Origin of the sequence: Bosea sp. Tri-49, assembly GCF_003952665.1 — a bacterium.
Lineage (GTDB): Bacteria > Pseudomonadota > Alphaproteobacteria > Rhizobiales > Beijerinckiaceae > Allobosea.
This window is the reverse complement of record NZ_CP017946.1, coordinates 5,817,687-5,835,050: the sequence shown is the minus strand read 5'-3', so window position 1 is coordinate 5,835,050 and position 17,364 is coordinate 5,817,687. Positions and strand designations below refer to the sequence as shown.

Here is a 17,364-nt window from a genome sequence, read left to right as displayed (position 1 = left end):
GTATGGCACAGGTTACAAATGGGATCCGGGCTGTCCTGTCTCATCCGGCCGTTTACGATTTCGCCCAGACCCTCATGGGCGCGAGCCGTAATCGCCGTTGGATGCAGGGCGCGTTCTTCAGGGCGCGTGCCGGGGATCGCGTCCTGGATGTCGGCTGCGGCACCGCCGACATCCTCTCCGTTCTGCCGGATGTCGACTATGTCGGCTACGATGTCAGCGAGCCCTATATCGAGAAGGCCCGGAGCCGCTGGGGAACGCGCGGCCGCTTTCATGCGGCACTGCTAGACGCCGAGGCCCTGAGTGGTCTTGGAGAGTTCGATCTCGTTCTTGCGACCGGCCTTCTCCACCATCTCGATGACGACGAAGTGAAGGGGCTGTTCCGGATCCTCGTCCCCGCTCTCAAGCCGGGCGGGCGGATCGTCACCGTGGACGGCACCTTCGTCGCTGGTCAAAACCCGGTCGCGCGCTGGATCATCTCGAAGGATCGCGGCCAGAACGTGCGGACGCCGGAAGCCTATGCGCAACTGGCCCGCGAATCGTACTCGGATGTCAAAGGGCACCTGATTCATCGGAACTGGTTCCCCTATACCTACTGGGTCATGGAGATTGGCACGCCGATCGAAGATCTGCGTCGGGCCGAAGTCCATTCCGGGGAGTCTGAAACATTATGATCTCTAGCGGCAGTGCTCGCGACCTGTCCGTCGTCATCCCGATCTATGGCTGCGCAGCTGCTATCTTCGAACTGTACGACCGGCTGACAAAGGCGTTGGTCGGGATGCAGGTCGACTACGAAATCATCTTCGTCGACGACGTTTCGCCGGATGGGTCCTGGGAACTGCTGCTGGAGGCCGTCGCCGGTGATTCGCGGGTGACGTTGCTGCGCCTCGCACGCAATCAGGGGCAGCATATCGCGATCTCGGCCGGCCTTGCCGAATGCTGCGGCGAGAAGGTCGTCGTCATGGATGGCGATCTGCAGGATCAGCCCGAGGCCATCCCGCTCATCTACGAAAAGGCGACCGCGACCGAAGCGCCCGTGGTGTATGCCAAGCGCAAGACCGCTCACCAGAAGGGCTCGCGCGTCCTGATGGGCAAGGCTTACTTCAGATTTCTCGAATGGATCGCCGGGCGGCGGATCGATCCCGAATACGGCACTTTCACCTTGATCACGCGCCCTGTGGTCGAGGCTTACATGTCGCTGAAAGAGCCCAACCGCCACTATCTTTTCATTCTATACTGGCTCGGCTTCGCTCATGCCGAGATCGAATTCGCGCGCGAGAAACGCCCGCACGGCAGATCCTCATACAATTTCAAGCGTCTGTTCATGCACGCATTTCAGGGTATGAAGTTCTATGCTTCGTCCCTGCAGCGCTTGCTTCTGGGGGCGAGCGGACTGGTCGTGCTGTCCGGCGTGGCCCTCCTGCTGATCGCGCTTCTGGGCCTCGATACCGCATCTGCGGGGATTGCCCGCAGTGCCGCTCTTGCGTTTTGTTCCTTGATCGCGATCGGTCTCGGTTCCGGACTGATGCTGGTTGGCGTGCTTGCGTTCCAGGCCTTCGAGGAGGCCAAAGACCGGCCGCTCTTCATCGTTCACAAGCGTATTCGCGGTGGCGAGATTCAGCAGCGCGATCATGGCCGGAGCGAGCGCAGGGGCACATCCCCAGCGTTGACGAGTTCGGCCGGGTGATATCCATGCGGCCAGTTCCGCTCAGCCTCGAGACAAGGTTAGGGAAATGAAGGGGATCATTCTGGCGGGTGGAAGCGGGACCAGGCTTCATCCGATGACCATGGTCACGTCGAAGCAGCTCTTGCCAATTCATGACAAGCCGATGATCTACTATCCGCTCTCGGTGTTGATGTTGGCCGGAATCCGCGAAATACTCGTCATTTCAACGCCACGCGACCTGCCGCAGTTCCGCGATCTGCTCGGCGACGGCTCCGATTGGGGACTATCCCTGTCCTATGCCGCGCAGCCCCAACCTGAAGGTCTCGCGCAAGCTTATATCATCGGCGCCGATTTCGTCCGTGGTGGGCCGTCTGCGCTGATTCTGGGCGACAATATTTTCTATGGTGCAGGATTGTCTGGCCTGCTCGCGCAAGCCGTGTCGCAGCCTGCGGGCGCAACGGTGTTCGGCTACCGCGTCACCGACCCGGAGCGCTACGGCGTGGTCGAGTTCGACAAGGAGCGGCGCGCTATCTCGATCGAGGAGAAGCCGGCCAGGCCGCGCTCGAACTGGGCCGTAACGGGCCTTTATTTCTATGACGAGGAGGTGGTCGACATTGCGGCCTCGATCAAGCCCTCGGCGCGTGACGAGCTTGAGATCACAGATGTCAATCGGCACTATCTTGAGCGGAACCGACTGCGCGTCGAGCTGATCGGACGTGGCTTTGCCTGGCTGGACACCGGCACGCCTGACTCATTGACCGACGCGTCACATTTCGTCCAGGCTCTGGAGCGGCGTCAGGGCACGCGGATCTGCTGCCCCGAGGAGATCGCTTTCGACCGCGGCTTCATCGACGCCGGGCAATTGCGCGCACTCGGCGAACGCGTCGGCAAGAGCCCTTATGGTCGTTATCTCATCGCCATTGCCGATGGCTCTTACTAAACCGCGTCGAGTATTTTGAGGTTTCCTGGAAGGGCGAAGCGGCCAAGTACGATTTAGCAACCCTCTACTGCGAGAACGTGAAATGTCAGACGAAGCCTTCCCACGCTATGGCGTCCGTGAGCAGACGCTCTCGGAAACGGCGATCGACCACGCGATCGAACAATTGCGCCTGCTAGGTTATGCCATCGTCGATGGGGGCTATTCCAGCGAGCAGCTCGCGCAGTTGTCGCAGAAGTTCGATGCCGCCAAGCAGCAGATGGAAGAACGTTTCGGGCGCGAGCAACTGGTGGCGATCGACGAGCACAACACGGTGCGCGTGCCGATGGTTTATGATCGCGCCTTCCTGGATCTCGCGCGCAACTCGGCGGTGGCCGAGATCTGCCGGCGTATGATGGGTGAGGCATTTCTGCTCAACCAGCAGAATGGCGTGATCAATCCCGGCCGGGCCCAGCGCTACAATCAGAGCGCCTATCACCGCGACCTGCCCTATCAGCACTATGTCTCGTCGCGCCCCCTGGCGCTTAACGCCCTGTTCTGCCTCGATCCGTTCACGCTCGAGAACGGCGCGACCCACGTTGTGCCGGGCAGCCACAAGCAGGAGGCTTTCCCGTCCGACACCATCGTCAAGGCGCTCGAAGTCCAGGCGGTCGCGCCCGCCGGCTCTTTCATCGTGCTTGATTGCATGGTCTATCATGCCGGCGGGGTGAACCGGACCGAGACGCCGCGCCGCGCCGTCAATCACGTCTACACCATCCCGATGATGAAGCAGCAGGTCGACATGCCGACCGTTCTCGGCGACGACTTCACGCAGGACCCCTACGAGCGCAAGCTTCTCGGCTATGACTATCAGGTTCCGGTCAATATCGAGGCGTATTACGAGCAGAGGCGCGCCAAATCCGCCAAGTAGGCGGCCCGCGCGGCCTCCGCTCCTCGGGCGCTTCGCTGTAATCGGCGTCTTATAGCGAGGCGGCGGACTTGCTAAAGCAGCGCGATTGCAGAGCAGAGGCAGAGTTTCGGGACTCAGCTCCGAAAGCCCCGGGGTGGCAGGCATGACCGTAACAGTGCTCGCTGCCGCCGGGCGCCCTGTCGGCCCCCAAGGTAGGATGGCGAATAGCTGGATAATGCTTCCGGCGATTATCCTCCCTATCGTCATGCTGATTGCGGCATCCGACTCCCTCGGCTTCGCCCGCATCGGTGTTTCGCCGACGTCGATGCTGCAGTTGCTGGAGGCGTTGCTTCCCGCATCCGCGCGTCCGGCGCCGTCAGTGGATTGGACGCCGCTGGGTTCGCTGCTGGACCTACAGCAGTCCCGGGCGCTAGCCCCCGCCGGCGCAGCGCTGCTCATCGCCATGGTCCTGCAGGGTGTAGCGTGCGCGGCCGCGTTCGTCTGTGCTGCGCTCCGCTCGACCGCCTTCATGGGCCTGTTCGCTGCCTTGGCCCTGGGTTGCAATCCGGCCTGGCTCTTGTTGTTGGCGCGAGCTCCAGGGATGGCGGCCGGACTCGCGGCGGCCATACCGGTCCTGACACTGCTTGGAGCGATCTGGCCGGTTCACGCACGCTTTCTAGCCATCCCCGCGGCCGTGGGCGTTGCGTTGCTCGTTGCGGTGACGGGCTGGATGAGCGTCGGCGCAACCGACGCGATAGCGCCGTTGCTCCTGGTGGGCGCCACTCTGGGTCCCTTTCTGGGCATCCTGGCATTGCCCCCCCGGCTGAGCCAGTCATGGACTGTCAAAGCACTTGCCATGGGCACGTTGGCGCTGAGTCTCATCGCCTTGTGGCTCGCGGTTGGTGGGCCGGCCTCCTCGTCGCGCCGGCCAATCGAGGAGGAGCAGGCGGGGCTCGCGGCGCAGCGCGCCTTTCAGGACTTGCTGCGCCCCTTCGTCCGCCGCGCAGGGCATGTCGTATTGTGGGACCAGACCGCACGTGCGCCCAAATTTGGGCCAGTGACCGTGTTGCCGCGGCGCTTCGACATCTCGCCTTATGAGCTTTCCTATGCGCTACGCCACATGAACTCACCGGTCATCGTGGTGATCGCGTGTGAGGAACGTTCTGATTGTTCTGCCGCGCATGGCTCTCTCGATGCGATCGAGCTTTCAACCATGGCTCTGCTCAACGGCGGCAGGCTCGCGATCGGCAGCGGGGACCTGCACTATGTGGTCGTTCAGTTGCTGCCAGTGAAACCGCCATAATAGGCAAGAGCCCGGCTCAGCCGGGCGTTGCGCCCGCCGTCGGGCGAGATGTCATCTCAATGATGATGAGGTGGATGATCGGGAGATCCGGTATTTCGATCCGCGTGGCCAGCCGTTCCGACACAATGAGTGATGGTTCGAGCGACACGCGGAGAGCCCCCTCCCGGCATTCCGCTTCGGTCACGCAGAGCAATACGGCGGCGGCCGGCCGCTTCGCAAGCGCAGCTATTTGCCGGTAAAAGGCGCCCTCGAGCTTCGGCATTTCGAAGCCGAGGGATGTCAAGTCCCAGCCCATGCTGGCTGTCGCGCCGTCGAACAGCGAAAACTTGTAAACCGTTCCGGCAAAGTACAAGCCATAGGACGAAACCGCAGTGGAGCTGTTGGCACGTTCGGCGCTCTCGCGATTGAACCAGGTCACGATCCGGCGATCCGAGACACCGGCGGCGATGACGGCGCTGCGGATCTTGGCTGCGAACTGGGCCTGAAGGCGTGGCTTGGCCGGATTGTCGACCGTGAGGATACGCGCCAGTTCACCATCGGTGGCAGTAGCGAGACTCAGCGCCGAGACTGCGGCCAACAGGCCGAGGCGCGCTCGGCGCAGGACGAAGGCGATCAGCGCCAGAAGACAGCCGCCAAGAAGCAGCGCCCAGACGAGATCGAACCGGACAGCCGCGTCCCACCTCCAGACCGGAATCAGGGCGAGCGCCAGCGCCGCTGCGAGCGCGAGGTCCCTTCTGGCACTGGCGTCGCGTCCAATACCGATCAGCAATGCGCAGAGCGGTACGAAGATCATGAGGAGGTAGCTTGCATAAAAGCGGAATTGCAGGACGCCGCGCTGATGAAACTCTGCCAGCGCGAGGATACCCAAGGCGATGCAGCTGATGAGCAGGAAGCCATCGACCCTGCGATCAGGACTGATGGCCCTGCGAAGCGTGATCGCCGCCAGCACGGTCGCCAGCGTGAGCGGCACAAGAACCGCACGGGGCGCTTCAGGCAGCCAGACAGAAACCGGCAGGGCGAAACTCGAACCCGGCGCGCTGAACATACGCGTGCCGGCTTCGGCGCCGGGTAGAAGAAAGAGGAAGGGGCCGCCCAGCCAAAACGAGACCAGCCCAAGCAGGACGAGGCTGCCAAGACCGCCGCAGAACGCTCCCAGCATCGCGATCGACAGGCGACGCCAGCTCTTCGCGCCGGTTAGGAAAATCATGAAGATGGCGGCGCTGGCGAAAATCCCCGGTACCGGATGTGTCGCCACCGCGAAGCCCGCCGCCGCACCGGCAGCGAGCCCACGCACGGCCTCCGATCCATCGAGGTGCCTCGACAAGGCTGCAGCGATCCCGAGCAACGCGAAGGCGCTGGCGAGGCCGTCGACGTAACCCTCGACGAAGCATCGGATCCAGGTCGGGCTCAAGGCGAGGGCCAGAACAAAAATCAGGCGCGAGCTCTGCCGGGGGATGCTCGCCCGGGCCACACACAGCAAGGACCCAAGCCCGATCAGATAGCACAGGTTGACGAGCACCTGCTGCGCTAGAGCTGGCTCGAAGATCCGGTAGCTCAACCAGCCCAGAAAGATAAACGGAACCCGGGTGCTGTGGTAGTTCGCGCCGTAATCGGCAATGTTCTGGACCAGATTCTGGAAGTTGAAGATGTAGAGTCCCGGGTCTACCCAACCCATTGGCGGAAAAAGATTGTACAGGCCGGAATTCAGCGCGAGGAGACAGACCACCGCTAGAACGGCAAACTCGCCCAACCACGACGTATCGGGAACGACCCGGTAGCTTTGGATGCGAGCCGTCTGGTCCAGAGGCAGTTCGCTGGGCGCAATCTCACGTCGCACGAGACACCTGTCCAGCAGACAGCCGTATTCTAGCAATGACGCAGAAGAAATTAATTGTCTTCAGCATCCACCGCGACAGAGTCCCATCGGCTCCCCCCAACTGAATATAGCCTTCAAATGCGCCTTCACTTGACCGTGGGTTCTTTGTGCGCGTGAAATTTTACACGGTGAGCGGTCATAGATTCTCTATCTCCAGACGTCGCTACCATGAGTTCTTATTACAGATGGAGAAGCAGGTGCGGTATCGTCTTCGAATTGATTTTTGCTTTGACCACCAAGCCGCCGCGGTGCTGATTTGCAACCACGTCGTTGTGCACACCGCATTCCTTCGTGAAAAACCTAACTAACGTAACGAATGTTGCCGCGCAACGCCGCCGGCACAGATCGATGGCCACGTCAGCGGCCTGGGCGCGGAGTGTCATCGCGAGCTCGCCATGGCGACCGTCGAGATGAGCCGGCCCTGCTCGCCGCCTTCCTGATGCAAGCGCTCCCCAATACCTCCGCCTGCAAGGACGGGCCTTTTTTCGCTTGGCGCGGTGCGGTGTGGGTTCATTCCTATACCAGGCTGGCGAAAGTCGAGGCCGGCGAACGTCTGGCCGGCCTGGAGGCCCCATCTGATTGGCGGTGGCTAGTGCCGGCTTGTTTAGCCAGTGGCGGCGCCGCGAGGAGTACCTACCACGGGAATCCTCTCGGATGGGTCAGCGGGAACATACTTCAATTTGCGTCCCAATCGTCGGAAGAAGCTCTCGAAGTAGACCGTCGAGATTGTCGCGAGACTGACTGAGACAGCAACCACGCCTATCGCGATCCCAAGATCCCGCCACGAAACAAGAGTCGGCACTTGGTTCGCAATGAAGCCGTGCATCAATCCGTTGACCGCTTGATGATACATATACAGGGGATAAGAGATCAGACCCGCTGCGACGATCCATTTTCCGGTCAGCAAGCGCCTATAAAGGCCGTCAGAGATGTAAATGCGCAGGATCGCGTAGGCGCATCCGGCGGCAACAAACGAATATTGGATGGTCCACGGGGCTCGCCAGATCAAGCCGGTGAGTGTCACAACCAGTAAGAGAGCCAACAAGTCGAGCCAGCGACGCCAGCGCCTCGCCAGAGCGAGCGTATCGGGATTCCGTACCGCCATGGCGACCAAGACACCAAACATAAGGGTGTCCATTCGCGAGGGCGTCGGGAAATAAGCCATGTAGAAATTACCCCACACGGTCCAAATGACAGTTCTGATAATAGGAGCGATCACTACCCCCGAAACGCAAATCAAAAGCACTGTTCGATTGCGGGAAAAGTATACGATTAGCGGGAAAATTAGGTAAAACTGCTCTTCAACGCAAAGTGACCACGTTACGCCAATCCAGAGAGCGCCGGTCTCGCCATAATACGCCATCACGTTGTTATTCATGAACGTGATATAGCTCCAAATCGGCAAGGGATTGAGGAGCAACCATTTGTCCGCCCACGGAGCGTCAAAATAGGGGCGTGCTGCGAGCGCCGCCACATAGGTGGCCAGAAGCAGAAAGTAGACGGGCAAAATGCGAGCCGCGCGCCGCGCCCAAAACACCTTGAAATAGTTTCCGGCTGTTCTGTGATCGATGAGAATCCCGCCGATCAGAAAGCCGGAGAGCACAAAGAACAGATCGACGCCGCCGATAAGGAAGGATGCCACGGCGCCGTGAATGACGGGTTGCCAAGACCCCAGGCTAGGGTTGGTCAACCCAACTCCACAATGCAGCAGAACGACGAGCAGGCAAGCAATCCCCCGGATGCCGTCCAGCTCAGGGACATGCCGATCAGCAAGTTGTTTCAAGGGATGCCCCAGGGAAAACCGTCACCGCGTCCATACCTCATGCGGCCTCTGCTGGCCAGCATGACCCCAGCCGCCTCCGGGTGGCTTTTTCTGTGATTGGAACGCCATGTCTGTCGAGGAAATTCGAGGCTGCGGCAACGGCCTGCGCAAAGCCATTGCCGCACAGCAGGCACAGAGCAGCAAGCCATCGCCTATGAACTGACATTCTGTCCGAGCCATCGGACGCTTGAGGAGGTGCAGCACGACACCCGCGCAGCACGCAAGCCGCAGATGGCGGATTCAGCGATGATGAAGCTGCAGGCTGGCTCGATAATGTCCCACCAGATTCTGAAGTGGGACAAGAAAAGGAGAAGAGCCGTATAAAACAGGCTCATTTGGCCGAATGGCGCTCCCATGGGGAATCGAACCCCAGTTTTCGCCGTGAGAGGGCGACGTCCTGACCGCTAGACGATGGGAGCAGCGCGGCAAGGCCGTCCGTATAATCGGCACGGGCTCACGCTGCAAGCCCTTCGATGCAACCGAACACGAAAAACCTGCGGGCAGAAAAGCGCTGCCCGCAGGATCGTGTTCATCGCCTCAGCCGGCGGCGTGCGAGCGCTCGGCCTGCTGCGCGAGCGCCGGATAGTCGGTGTAGCCCTTGGCATCGCCGCCATAGAAGGTCGCGACATCCGGCGTGTTGAGCGGGGCGTCGAGCCGCAGCCGCTCGGGCAGATCGGGATTGGCGATGAAGAGCCGTCCAAAGGCGATGAGGTCGGCCTCGCCCTTCTCGACCGTCTCGATTGCGAGTTCGCGGTTGAAGCCGTTATTGGCGATGTAGGCGCCGCGGAAGGCCTTGCGCAGCGCCAGGTAATCGAAGGGTAGATAGTCGCGCGCATCGCGCGTCGCGCCCTCGACGACATGGATGAAAGCGATGCCGCGCTTGTCGAGTTCCCCGACGAGATGGCCGAACAGCGCCTGCGGATCGGTATCGCGGGAATCATTGGCCGGGCTCACCGGCGAGATGCGGATGCCGACGCGCTCCTTCGGGAAGACCTTGGTGACCGCATCGATCACCTCCAGCGTCAAACGCACGCGGTTCTCGATCGACCCGCCATAGGCGTCCTGCCGCTGGTTGGAGCCGTCGCGCAGGAACTGGTCGAGCAGGTAGCCATGGGCGCCGTGCAGCTCGATGCCGTCGAAACCGGCCGCCTTGGCGTTCTCCGCCGCCCGGACGAAATCGGCGATGATGCCGGGAATCTCGTCGAGGCTGAGCGCACGCGGCTCCGACACCGCGGCGAAGCCGCTCTCGATATAGGTTTTGGTCTTGGCCAGCACGGCCGAGGGCGCGACCGGCGCCTGGTTGTCCGGCTGCAGCGAGACATGGCTGACGCGCCCGACATGCCAGAGCTGCGCGAAGATCCGCCCGCCCGCCTCGTGCACGGCGTCGGTCACCGCCTTCCAGCCGGCGACCTGCGCATCGCGATAGATGCCGGGCGTCCAGATATAGCCTTGGCCCTGCTGCGAGATCTGCGTCGCCTCGGTGATGATCAGCCCGGCGCCGGCGCGCTGGCGGTAATACTCGACATTGAGCGCGTTCGGCGCATCATCGTGCTTGTTGGCGCGGTTGCGGGTCAAAGGCGCCATGGCGACGCGGTTCTTCAGGTCGAGATCGCCGAGGCGGAACGGCGTGAACAGCTTGGGTGAGGTGGCGAAGGCATGACTCATCGTGGCGATCCTTGTCGCGAGGCGGCCATAAGGCCGGGGGAGACATCCATGGCGCCAGTCACCGTCATGCGGGCCGGAGCCGTCGCCAGGAACATAGGCCACATGGCAGGGATTGGCAGGGGCCACCCTGCCCCGCTCACGAGAAAGCGAAGACACTCTCTTTGCGGATCTCGTTGCGCATGAGCCTTTCCGAAAATCCCGAGGGCGCAGAAAAAACGCTCTCCCTGAGCTGGTTGCGTCGAGGGCGCAGCTGGTTGCGCAGCGGCGCGACGGGTGCCGTCAGCCTCGTCTACCCGCCTTCATGCGTCAGCTGCCGTGCTGCCACGAGCGAGGCGCAGGGCCTGTGCGCCCAGTGCTGGGCCGGGCTCAGCCTGATCGAGCGGCCCTATTGCGAGCGGCTCGGTACGCCGTTCGAGGTCGATCTTGGGCCAGGGCTGATCTCGCTGTCGGCGATAGCCGATCCGCCGGTCTTCGCCCGGGCGCGCGCCGCCTGCCGCTTCGACGGCACGGCGCGCGAGCTGGTGCACCGGCTGAAATATGGCGACCGGACCGAGCTTTCCCTGATGCTCGGGCGGATGATGGCGCAAGCCGGCCGCGAGGTGATCGCTGACGCCGATCTCATCGTGCCGGTGCCTTTGCACCGCTTCCGCCTCTGGACAAGGCGCTTCAATCAGGCTGCGGCACTGGCAGTGACGATCGCCCGCCAGTCGGGACGGCCTTTCGCGCCGCAGGTGCTCACTCGCGTCAAGCGGACGAAGCAGCAGGTCGGGCTGACGCGGGCACAGCGCGCCGACAACCTCCAGGGCGCCTTCAAGGTCCAGCCGGCCATGCGCCCGCAGGTCGAGGGCCGGCGCATCCTGCTCGTCGACGACGTGCTGACCACCGGCTCGACCGCCAATGCCGCATCGCGCGCCTTGCTGCGCGGCGGAGCGAGCGCGGTCGACATACTGACCTTCGCCCGGGTCGTGACGGAAGCGTGACGGCTCCCTATATTGCGAGGCGAAACATTTTTTCAGGACAGGCCGATGCCGCAGGTTACGATCTACACTACGGGCTGGTGTCCCTATTGCCAGGCCGCCAAGGGACTGCTGACCAGGAAGGGCGTCGCCTTCGAGGAGATCGACGTCGATGGCAAGCGGGAGCTGCGCCAGGAGATGACGGCGAAGGCCGGCGGGCGCACCAGCGTGCCGCAGATTTTCATCGACGAGCGCCATGTCGGCGGCTCGGACGATCTGCACGCGCTCGATGCGCGCGGCGAGCTCGATTCGCTGCTGAAGGCGGCCTGAAGGAGACACGCTGATGACCGCGCCACGCTTCACCGCCGCCTGCGTTCAGATGCGTTCGACGCGCGATCCCCAGCGCAATCGCGACGACGCGGTCCGCCTGATCCGCGAGGCGGCGGCGGCCGGCGCGAACTTCGTCCAGACGCCGGAGGTGACCAATCTCTGCGAGCGCGACACGAAGCGCCTGCGCGAGATCAGCCAGAGCGAGGATGGACACGAGGTGCTGGCCGGTTTGCGGGACGCAGCGCGCGAGACCGGCATCTGGCTGCAGATCGGTTCGCTCTCGGTCAGGGCCGGCGAGAAGATCGCCAACCGCGCCTACATGATCGATCCCGCCGGCGAGATCGCCGCGCGCTACGACAAGATCCATCTCTTCGACGTCGATCTGCCCAATGGCGAGACCTGGCGCGAATCCAACACCTTCTCCGGCGGTGACAGGGCGACACTGGTCGAAACGCCCTGGGGCCTGGTCGGGATGTCGATCTGCTACGATGTCCGCTTTCCCTATCTCTATCGCGCCGAGGCCGAGGCGGGAGCCTTCATGCTGACCGCGCCGGCCTGCTTCACACGCCAGACCGGCGAAGCGCATTGGCAGGTGCTGCAACGGGCCCGCGCCATCGAGAACGGCGCCTTCATGGTCTCGGCGGCGCAGGGCGGCCTGCACGAGGACGGCCGCGAGAGCTATGGCCACTCGACCATCGTCGATCCCTGGGGCCGCGTCCTGGCCGAGGCCGGTAACGAGCCCAGGCTGATCATGGCCGAGATCGATCTTGCTCTGGTCGCGGACGCCCGCCAGCGCATCCCGACCCTGCGCCACACCCGCTCCTTCGCGGTCGAAACCCGCAAGGGCGAGCAGCCGCGGCTCGACGCAGCCGAGTGAGCAGGGCAGCAAAACTTGTCGCGGAACGGCCGCGCCCCCATCTGCAGCCGTTACCCGGCTTTGAGTTGAAATGATCCGTTACACCCTGATCTGCGACAGCGCCCACGAGTTCGAGAGCTGGTTCGCGAGTTCCGGCAGCTTCGACGAGCAGGCGAAGCGCGGCTTCGTCACCTGCCCGGTCTGCGACAGCGCCAGGGTCGAGCGCGCCGTGATGGCACCGGCCGTGGCGCGGACCGATCGCGGCCCGCGCCCGGCTGCGCCTGCGCCGGAGGCTGTCGCATCCGCCTCCACTCCCTCCCCTGCCCCCGCCGCCCAACCTGCCGCGCTGATGGGTGAGAAGGAGATGGCGTTTCGCGCCATGCTGACGGCGCTGCACGAGCACGTCGCCGCGAATGCCGAACCTGTCGGCAAGAACTTCGCCGAGGAGGCGCTGAAGATCCATCACGGCGAGAGCAAGAGCCGCGCCATCTATGGCGAGGCTAGCGCCGAGGACGCCCAGATGCTGCACGAGGAAGGCGTCGAGTTCATGCCGCTGCCGCGCCTTCCGGAAGGGCGGAACTAGCGCCGACGCATGCGCTAACCCGCAGCGAACCCACTCTTCCTGCGCAGGTAAACGATCTGGGCCGTCAGGCCGGCGATCAGAATGACGAGGAGACTCGCCTGCGCGCCCAGGAGGAGGAGCGAGTTCAGCTCGGTGACGAAGGGATGGCCATCCGGCACCCGGCGCAGAATTTCGGTGACGGTCGGCAGCATCAACAGGAACGCGCTCAGGCTCAGGCAGATCGTTTCGATGTACCTGCCGGCGCGACCCAAGGCCTGAATCTGGCCGGCGCCATAGCCCGCGAGCAACAGCAGGATGGTGATCGCGCCAATGACATGCCCGACCGGCTGATGCGTGACGACGAAAACCGTCGCGCTGCCGATCAGCATCGAGACGAAGTAGACCGCGCCCGGCTTCGACCGGGGCACGATGCGGCCATGCCGGGCGAACATATACGCGGCTGCCGGGATGGCAGGCAGAGCGCTGAGCGTATGCACCCAGCCTAACGGAGAAATTCCGAACATTGGACAGTCCTTCCTGGAGATCTGGTGTCAGAAGCTAAATCCATCTACCTACTAATTGGTAGACAAATATGTGTAATCACTCCGCTCTCGCCGGAGCTCAATGCCTAGCCGTCAGTCGCTGCAACAGTGGATGGATCACGGCGCCGAACACCTTGGCATCGCCATGCGCGCGCGCCGACAACATGGCTCCATGAATGGCGGCCATGAACATCTCGGCCTCGGCGTCAGCCGTCGCGGCCAGTCGCAGGCTGCCTTTTCCGGCGCCCCGCGTCATGACCGAGCTCAGCCAGGCCGATAGCATCCGAAAATGAGCACGCACTTCGATCACGACCTCGTCGGGCAGGGCCGGCATTTGGCTGGCTAGGAGGGCGCAGACGCAGAACGGCGCAGTCGAGTCGGCAATGCAGGCTTCCCAGAAGCCGGCATAGGCACGCAACTGGCCGGCAGCGTCGGGAATATTCCGCTCCAGCGCGGCGAGCCCCGTTTCGGCCTCTTCCCGATACCGCGCGACGAGGGTGCGGACCAGATCGGTCTTGCTGGGAAAATGATAGTGGATGCTGGCGTTGCGGATACCGATCACCTTGGAGATGTCGGCATAGCTGAAGCCGTGATACCCGCCCGCGACGATCAGTGAGCGCGCGCAAAGGAGGATATCATCAGACCTGTTGGCGACATTCGACATATTCACCTACCTTCTAGTAGGTAAGATAAACAATGCTGCAGTGATTGCAAGCCGGACGATTTTCGTGGTTTGCCCCAGAGAGCCGTCGGGCTTGCAATCCACGTTACGCGGGCATATACCCGCAACCCATGTCGGTTCCCTGCATCTGCACGACGCTGCGCTCGGCCTCGCGCCGGATGATCGCCTTTTATGACGAGACGATCGCTCCGGTCGGGGTCAACATCGCGCAGTTCAGCCTGATGCGCTCGATCGCGCGGGTCGAGCCGGTGACGCTGACCGCGCTCGGCCGCCGCGTCGAGCTCGATCGCTCGACCATCGGCCGCAATGTCCGCGTGCTCGAGAAGATGGGCCTCGTCGCGCTCGGCCGTGGCGAGGATCAGCGCGAGGCCACGGTCACGCTGACCGAGGCCGGACACAAGGTTCTGGAAGACGGGGCTCCCCTCTGGGATGGCGCACAGAAGTCCCTCGACGACCGCCTCGGCGTCGAATTCATGCGACAGCTTCATGTCGCGCTCGATTCACTCTGATTTTCTCATGCATGTGCGGGCATATACCCGCAAAAGGGAGCTACTGATGCCGACAGATCTCGCAGAACCAGTTCAACCGGTCGGCCTCGCCGCCGCCTTCGCCCGCCGCGGCATCCATTATGGCTGGGCCGTGGCGGCGGTGACCTTCCTGACCATGCTGGTCACCGCCGGAGCGGTCGGCGCGCCGGGCGTGCTGATCCTGCCTCTGCAGAAGGAGTTCGGCTGGGCGACCTCCGAAATCTCCTCGGCACTGGCGATCCGGCTCCTGCTGTTCGGACTGATGGCGCCCTTCGCCGCCGCCTTCATGAACCGCTTCGGTGTTCGGCCCGTTGCGATGGTCGCGCTGAGCCTGATCGCCGTGAGCATCCTCGGCTCCTTCGCCATGACGCAGCTCTGGCAGCTGGTGCTGCTCTGGGGCATCGTGCTTGGCTTCGGCACCGGGCTCACCGCCATGGTGCTCGGCGCCACCGTCGCGACGCGCTGGTTCGTGCATCGCCGCGGCCTGGTCGTCGGCCTGCTCACCGCCAGCACCGCTACCGGCCAGCTCGTCTTCCTGCCCTTGCTCGCGGCGCTGACCGAGCAGGTTGGCTGGCGCGCCGCCATGGTCTTCGTGCTCGGCATGATCGCACTCGCCGCGGTCGGCGTGCTCGCCCTGATGCGCGACCGCCCGGCCGATGTCGGCCTTGCCCCCTATGGCGGGACGCAGATCGTGCCGGCACCGGCTCAGCCTGCCAGCCTCGGAGCCATGCTCGCCTCCCCGATCGTCGCGCTGCGCGAAGCCGCGAAGACAAGCACCTTCTGGATACTGTTCGGCACCTTCTTCGTCTGCGGCGCCAGCACCAACGGCCTGGTGCAGACCCATTTCGTCTCGCTCTGCGGCGACTACGGCATGGCGGCGGTCACGGCGGCGAGCGTGCTCGCGGTGATCGGCATCTTCGACTTCCTCGGCACGGTCGGCTCCGGCTGGCTCTCGGACCGCTATGACAGCCGCTGGCTGCTGTTCTGGTATTACGGCCTGCGCGGGCTCTCGCTGCTCTTCCTGCCCTTTACCGACTTCTCCTTCTACGGACTCTCGATCTTCGCCATCTTCTACGGGCTCGACTGGGTCGCGACCGTGCCGCCGACGATCAAGATCGCCGCCGATCGCTTCGGCGACAAGGCGACGCTCGTCTTCGGCTGGGTCTTCACCGGCCATCAGCTCGGCGCCGCCTTCGCCGCCTATGGCGCCGGCTTCAGCCGCACCGTCTATGACAGCTACCTACCGGCCTTCTTCATCGCCGGTGCGCTCTGCCTCTTCGCCGCCGGCTTCTGCATCATGATGCGCGGCAGCGAGGCGAAGCCCGTGCCCGCAGCCGCCTGAACGGAGACCTGACGATGACATCCCTTCCCTATCGCAGCGCCCTGATCGTCGGAGCCGGCTCGGGCATCAGCGCATCGGTCGCCCGCGCGCTTGCCGCACAAGGCATCAAGGTCGGCCTCGCCGCCCGCAATACCGAGAAGCTTGCAGCGCTCGCTGCCGAGACCGGCGCTGCGACGTTCGCGGTCGACGCCTCCGATCCGGCTGCCGTCGCCGGCCTGTTCGAAGCGGCGGAGGCTGGGATCGGCGAGCCCGACATCGTCATCTACAACGCCAGCGGCCGGCTGCGCGGGCCGATCGCGGAGCTCGATCCGGCAGCGGTCGCGCAGGCACTCGCGGTCACCGCCTATGGCGCCTTCCTGGTGACGCAGCAGGCGGCACGGCGGATGCTCCCACACGGACGCGGCGCCATCTTGCTCACCGGCGCAACCGCCGGCATCAAGGGCTTCGCGCTGTCAGCGCCCTTCGCCATGGGCAAGTTTGCCTTGCGCGGCCTCGCCCAGAGCGCCGCCCGCGAACTCGGGCCGAAGGGCATCCATGTCGCCCATTTCGTCATCGACGGCGCCGTCCGCAGCACGCGTCATCCGGACACGGATGACAACACGCTCGACCCGGACGCCATCGCCCAGAGCTATCTCGACGTGCTCAGGCAGCCGCGCAGCGCCTGGTCGCTCGAGGTCGAGCTCCGGCCCTGGGTCGAGAGCTTCTGACGGCCGGTCAGGTCCTCTCCATCGGCGGCACCTTGAAGGTCTCGACCGTCGAGGCGCCGCCGGCCAGCAGCACCTCCCATTCGGCCTCGGCCTTCACCCGCGCCAGGCAAGGTGCGAGCTTCGCCTCGATCAGCCCATGCGGCACGAAGACGAGCCCGTCATCGTCACCGACGACGAGATCATGCGGCTGGACGGCGACGCCGCCGAAGACGATCGGCCCGTTGACGATGCCGCGTTCCATCGAGGACGGGCCGCGCGGCATGATCCAGCGCGAAAAGAAGACGAAATCCGGCCATTGCGAGACCGGCCCGACATCGCGCACGGCGCCGTCGACGACGACGCCGGCAATGCCCTTGCGCCGGGCCGCGCCGCCGAGCAGGTCGCCGATCATCGCCGCATCCTTGCGCCCGCTGGCCGCGACCACGACGACATCGCCGCGCTCGGCGAGGCTGATCGCATGGTGCACCGGCCCGTAATCGGCCGGCTCGCACCAGGCGGTGATCGCCTGGCCGACCAGCCGCTTGCCCGGAGCGAAGGGCCGGGTCGGCCGAATCGCCGGATCGGCATGGCCGATGCCGCCGAGCTGGTCGGCGATCACCGAGCTCGGCACCGCCTGCCAGGCTTCGATCAGCGATTGCGGCAGGCGCGGATGGGCGGGCGTGGCGAGACGGGTCGGCATCGGCGTTTCCTCGGTTTGTTGGTTGT

18 protein-coding genes and 1 tRNA gene are annotated in these 17,364 nt (G+C 63.9%); 12 read left to right on the top strand and 7 right to left on the bottom strand.

Annotation, left to right across the window (positions count from 1 at the left end):
- The first annotated feature begins 2 nt into the window (after positions 1 to 2).
- The 5 genes from BLM15_RS28150 (at position 3) to BLM15_RS28130 (ending at position 4,792) form a co-directional block, all read left to right on the top strand.
- A complete protein-coding gene (locus tag BLM15_RS28150; protein ID WP_126115843.1) occupies positions 3 to 671 on the top strand; it encodes a class I SAM-dependent methyltransferase in 669 nt (222 codons plus the stop codon).
- Positions 668 to 1,684 carry a glycosyltransferase family 2 protein gene (locus BLM15_RS28145; protein WP_126115842.1) on the top strand — a complete coding sequence of 339 codons (1,017 nt, stop codon included), beginning with the start codon at positions 668 to 670 and terminating at the stop codon, positions 1,682 to 1,684. The genes BLM15_RS28150 and BLM15_RS28145 overlap by 4 nt, the downstream gene beginning before the upstream one ends.
- Before the next feature lie 46 nt (positions 1,685 to 1,730).
- Complete coding sequence (gene rfbA / locus BLM15_RS28140; protein ID WP_126115841.1) at positions 1,731 to 2,603, top strand: glucose-1-phosphate thymidylyltransferase RfbA; 873 nt, start codon at positions 1,731 to 1,733, stop codon at positions 2,601 to 2,603.
- An 82-nt stretch (positions 2,604 to 2,685) separates the two neighbouring features.
- On the top strand, positions 2,686 to 3,510 hold the full coding sequence (locus BLM15_RS28135; protein ID WP_126115840.1) for a phytanoyl-CoA dioxygenase family protein: 825 nt from the start codon (positions 2,686 to 2,688) through the stop codon (positions 3,508 to 3,510).
- A gap of 214 nt (positions 3,511 to 3,724) precedes the next feature.
- Positions 3,725 to 4,792, top strand: a complete 1,068-nt coding sequence (locus BLM15_RS28130) for a hypothetical protein (protein WP_126115839.1) — start codon at positions 3,725 to 3,727, stop codon at positions 4,790 to 4,792.
- 16 nt (positions 4,793 to 4,808) lie between these two features.
- Here BLM15_RS28130 and BLM15_RS28125 read toward each other — a convergent pair whose 3' ends face one another.
- The 4 genes from BLM15_RS28125 to BLM15_RS28110 all read right to left on the bottom strand — a co-directional run bounded on the left by BLM15_RS28125 (position 4,809) and on the right by BLM15_RS28110 (position 10,155).
- Positions 4,809 to 6,629: a hypothetical protein gene (locus BLM15_RS28125; protein ID WP_126115838.1), complete on the bottom strand. Its 1,821-nt coding sequence runs from the start codon at positions 6,627 to 6,629 to the stop codon at positions 4,809 to 4,811.
- A gap of 643 nt (positions 6,630 to 7,272) precedes the next feature.
- On the bottom strand, positions 7,273 to 8,451 hold the full coding sequence (locus BLM15_RS28120) for an acyltransferase family protein (RefSeq protein WP_164547668.1): 1,179 nt from the start codon (positions 8,449 to 8,451) through the stop codon (positions 7,273 to 7,275).
- 383 nt (positions 8,452 to 8,834) lie between these two features.
- A tRNA-Glu gene (locus BLM15_RS28115) sits at positions 8,835 to 8,909 on the bottom strand.
- 118 nt (positions 8,910 to 9,027) lie between these two features.
- Positions 9,028 to 10,155 (bottom strand): alkene reductase, encoded by a 1,128-nt coding sequence (locus BLM15_RS28110; RefSeq protein ID WP_126115836.1) that lies wholly within the window; start codon positions 10,153 to 10,155, stop codon positions 9,028 to 9,030.
- Positions 10,156 to 10,334: 179 nt separating this feature from the next.
- On the opposite strand from BLM15_RS28110, the gene BLM15_RS28105 reads away from it, so the two are divergent.
- The 4 genes from BLM15_RS28105 to BLM15_RS28090 all read left to right on the top strand — a co-directional run bounded on the left by BLM15_RS28105 (position 10,335) and on the right by BLM15_RS28090 (position 12,880).
- Entirely contained in the window at positions 10,335 to 11,135 is an 801-nt protein-coding gene (locus BLM15_RS28105; protein ID WP_126115835.1) for a ComF family protein, read from the top strand.
- A 45-nt stretch (positions 11,136 to 11,180) separates the two neighbouring features.
- On the top strand, positions 11,181 to 11,441 hold the full coding sequence (gene grxC / locus BLM15_RS28100) for a glutaredoxin 3 (RefSeq protein ID WP_126115834.1): 261 nt from the start codon (positions 11,181 to 11,183) through the stop codon (positions 11,439 to 11,441).
- A 13-nt stretch (positions 11,442 to 11,454) separates the two neighbouring features.
- The gene (locus BLM15_RS28095) at positions 11,455 to 12,318 is read left to right on the top strand and encodes a carbon-nitrogen hydrolase family protein (protein WP_126115833.1); all 864 of its coding nucleotides are present in this window, start codon (positions 11,455 to 11,457) and stop codon (positions 12,316 to 12,318) included.
- A gap of 70 nt (positions 12,319 to 12,388) precedes the next feature.
- Complete coding sequence (locus tag BLM15_RS28090; protein WP_126115832.1) at positions 12,389 to 12,880, top strand: DUF1178 family protein; 492 nt, start codon at positions 12,389 to 12,391, stop codon at positions 12,878 to 12,880.
- 14 nt (positions 12,881 to 12,894) lie between these two features.
- Here the strand turns inward: BLM15_RS28090 and BLM15_RS28085 are convergent, their stop codons facing one another.
- Both BLM15_RS28085 and BLM15_RS28080 read right to left on the bottom strand, forming a co-directional pair.
- On the bottom strand, positions 12,895 to 13,383 hold the full coding sequence (locus BLM15_RS28085; RefSeq protein ID WP_126115831.1) for a hypothetical protein: 489 nt from the start codon (positions 13,381 to 13,383) through the stop codon (positions 12,895 to 12,897).
- A 97-nt stretch (positions 13,384 to 13,480) separates the two neighbouring features.
- Positions 13,481 to 14,065 (bottom strand): TetR/AcrR family transcriptional regulator, encoded by a 585-nt coding sequence (locus BLM15_RS28080; protein WP_126115830.1) that lies wholly within the window; start codon positions 14,063 to 14,065, stop codon positions 13,481 to 13,483.
- Positions 14,066 to 14,193: 128 nt separating this feature from the next.
- Between BLM15_RS28080 and BLM15_RS28075 the strand changes: the two genes are divergently transcribed.
- The 3 genes from BLM15_RS28075 to BLM15_RS28065 are packed head-to-tail and all read left to right on the top strand — an operon-like array spanning position 14,194 to position 16,659.
- Positions 14,194 to 14,592: a MarR family winged helix-turn-helix transcriptional regulator gene (locus tag BLM15_RS28075; protein WP_126115829.1), complete on the top strand. Its 399-nt coding sequence runs from the start codon at positions 14,194 to 14,196 to the stop codon at positions 14,590 to 14,592.
- 46 nt (positions 14,593 to 14,638) lie between these two features.
- Positions 14,639 to 15,952, top strand: coding sequence for an MFS transporter (locus BLM15_RS28070; RefSeq protein WP_236846455.1), 1,314 nt, complete (start codon positions 14,639 to 14,641; stop codon positions 15,950 to 15,952).
- Positions 15,953 to 15,966: 14 nt separating this feature from the next.
- Positions 15,967 to 16,659 (top strand): SDR family NAD(P)-dependent oxidoreductase, encoded by a 693-nt coding sequence (locus tag BLM15_RS28065; RefSeq protein ID WP_126115828.1) that lies wholly within the window; start codon positions 15,967 to 15,969, stop codon positions 16,657 to 16,659.
- A gap of 7 nt (positions 16,660 to 16,666) precedes the next feature.
- On the opposite strand, the gene BLM15_RS28060 is transcribed toward BLM15_RS28065, so the two are convergent.
- Positions 16,667 to 17,338 (bottom strand): RraA family protein, encoded by a 672-nt coding sequence (locus BLM15_RS28060; RefSeq protein ID WP_126115827.1) that lies wholly within the window; start codon positions 17,336 to 17,338, stop codon positions 16,667 to 16,669.
- Positions 17,339 to 17,364: the final 26 nt, after the last annotated feature.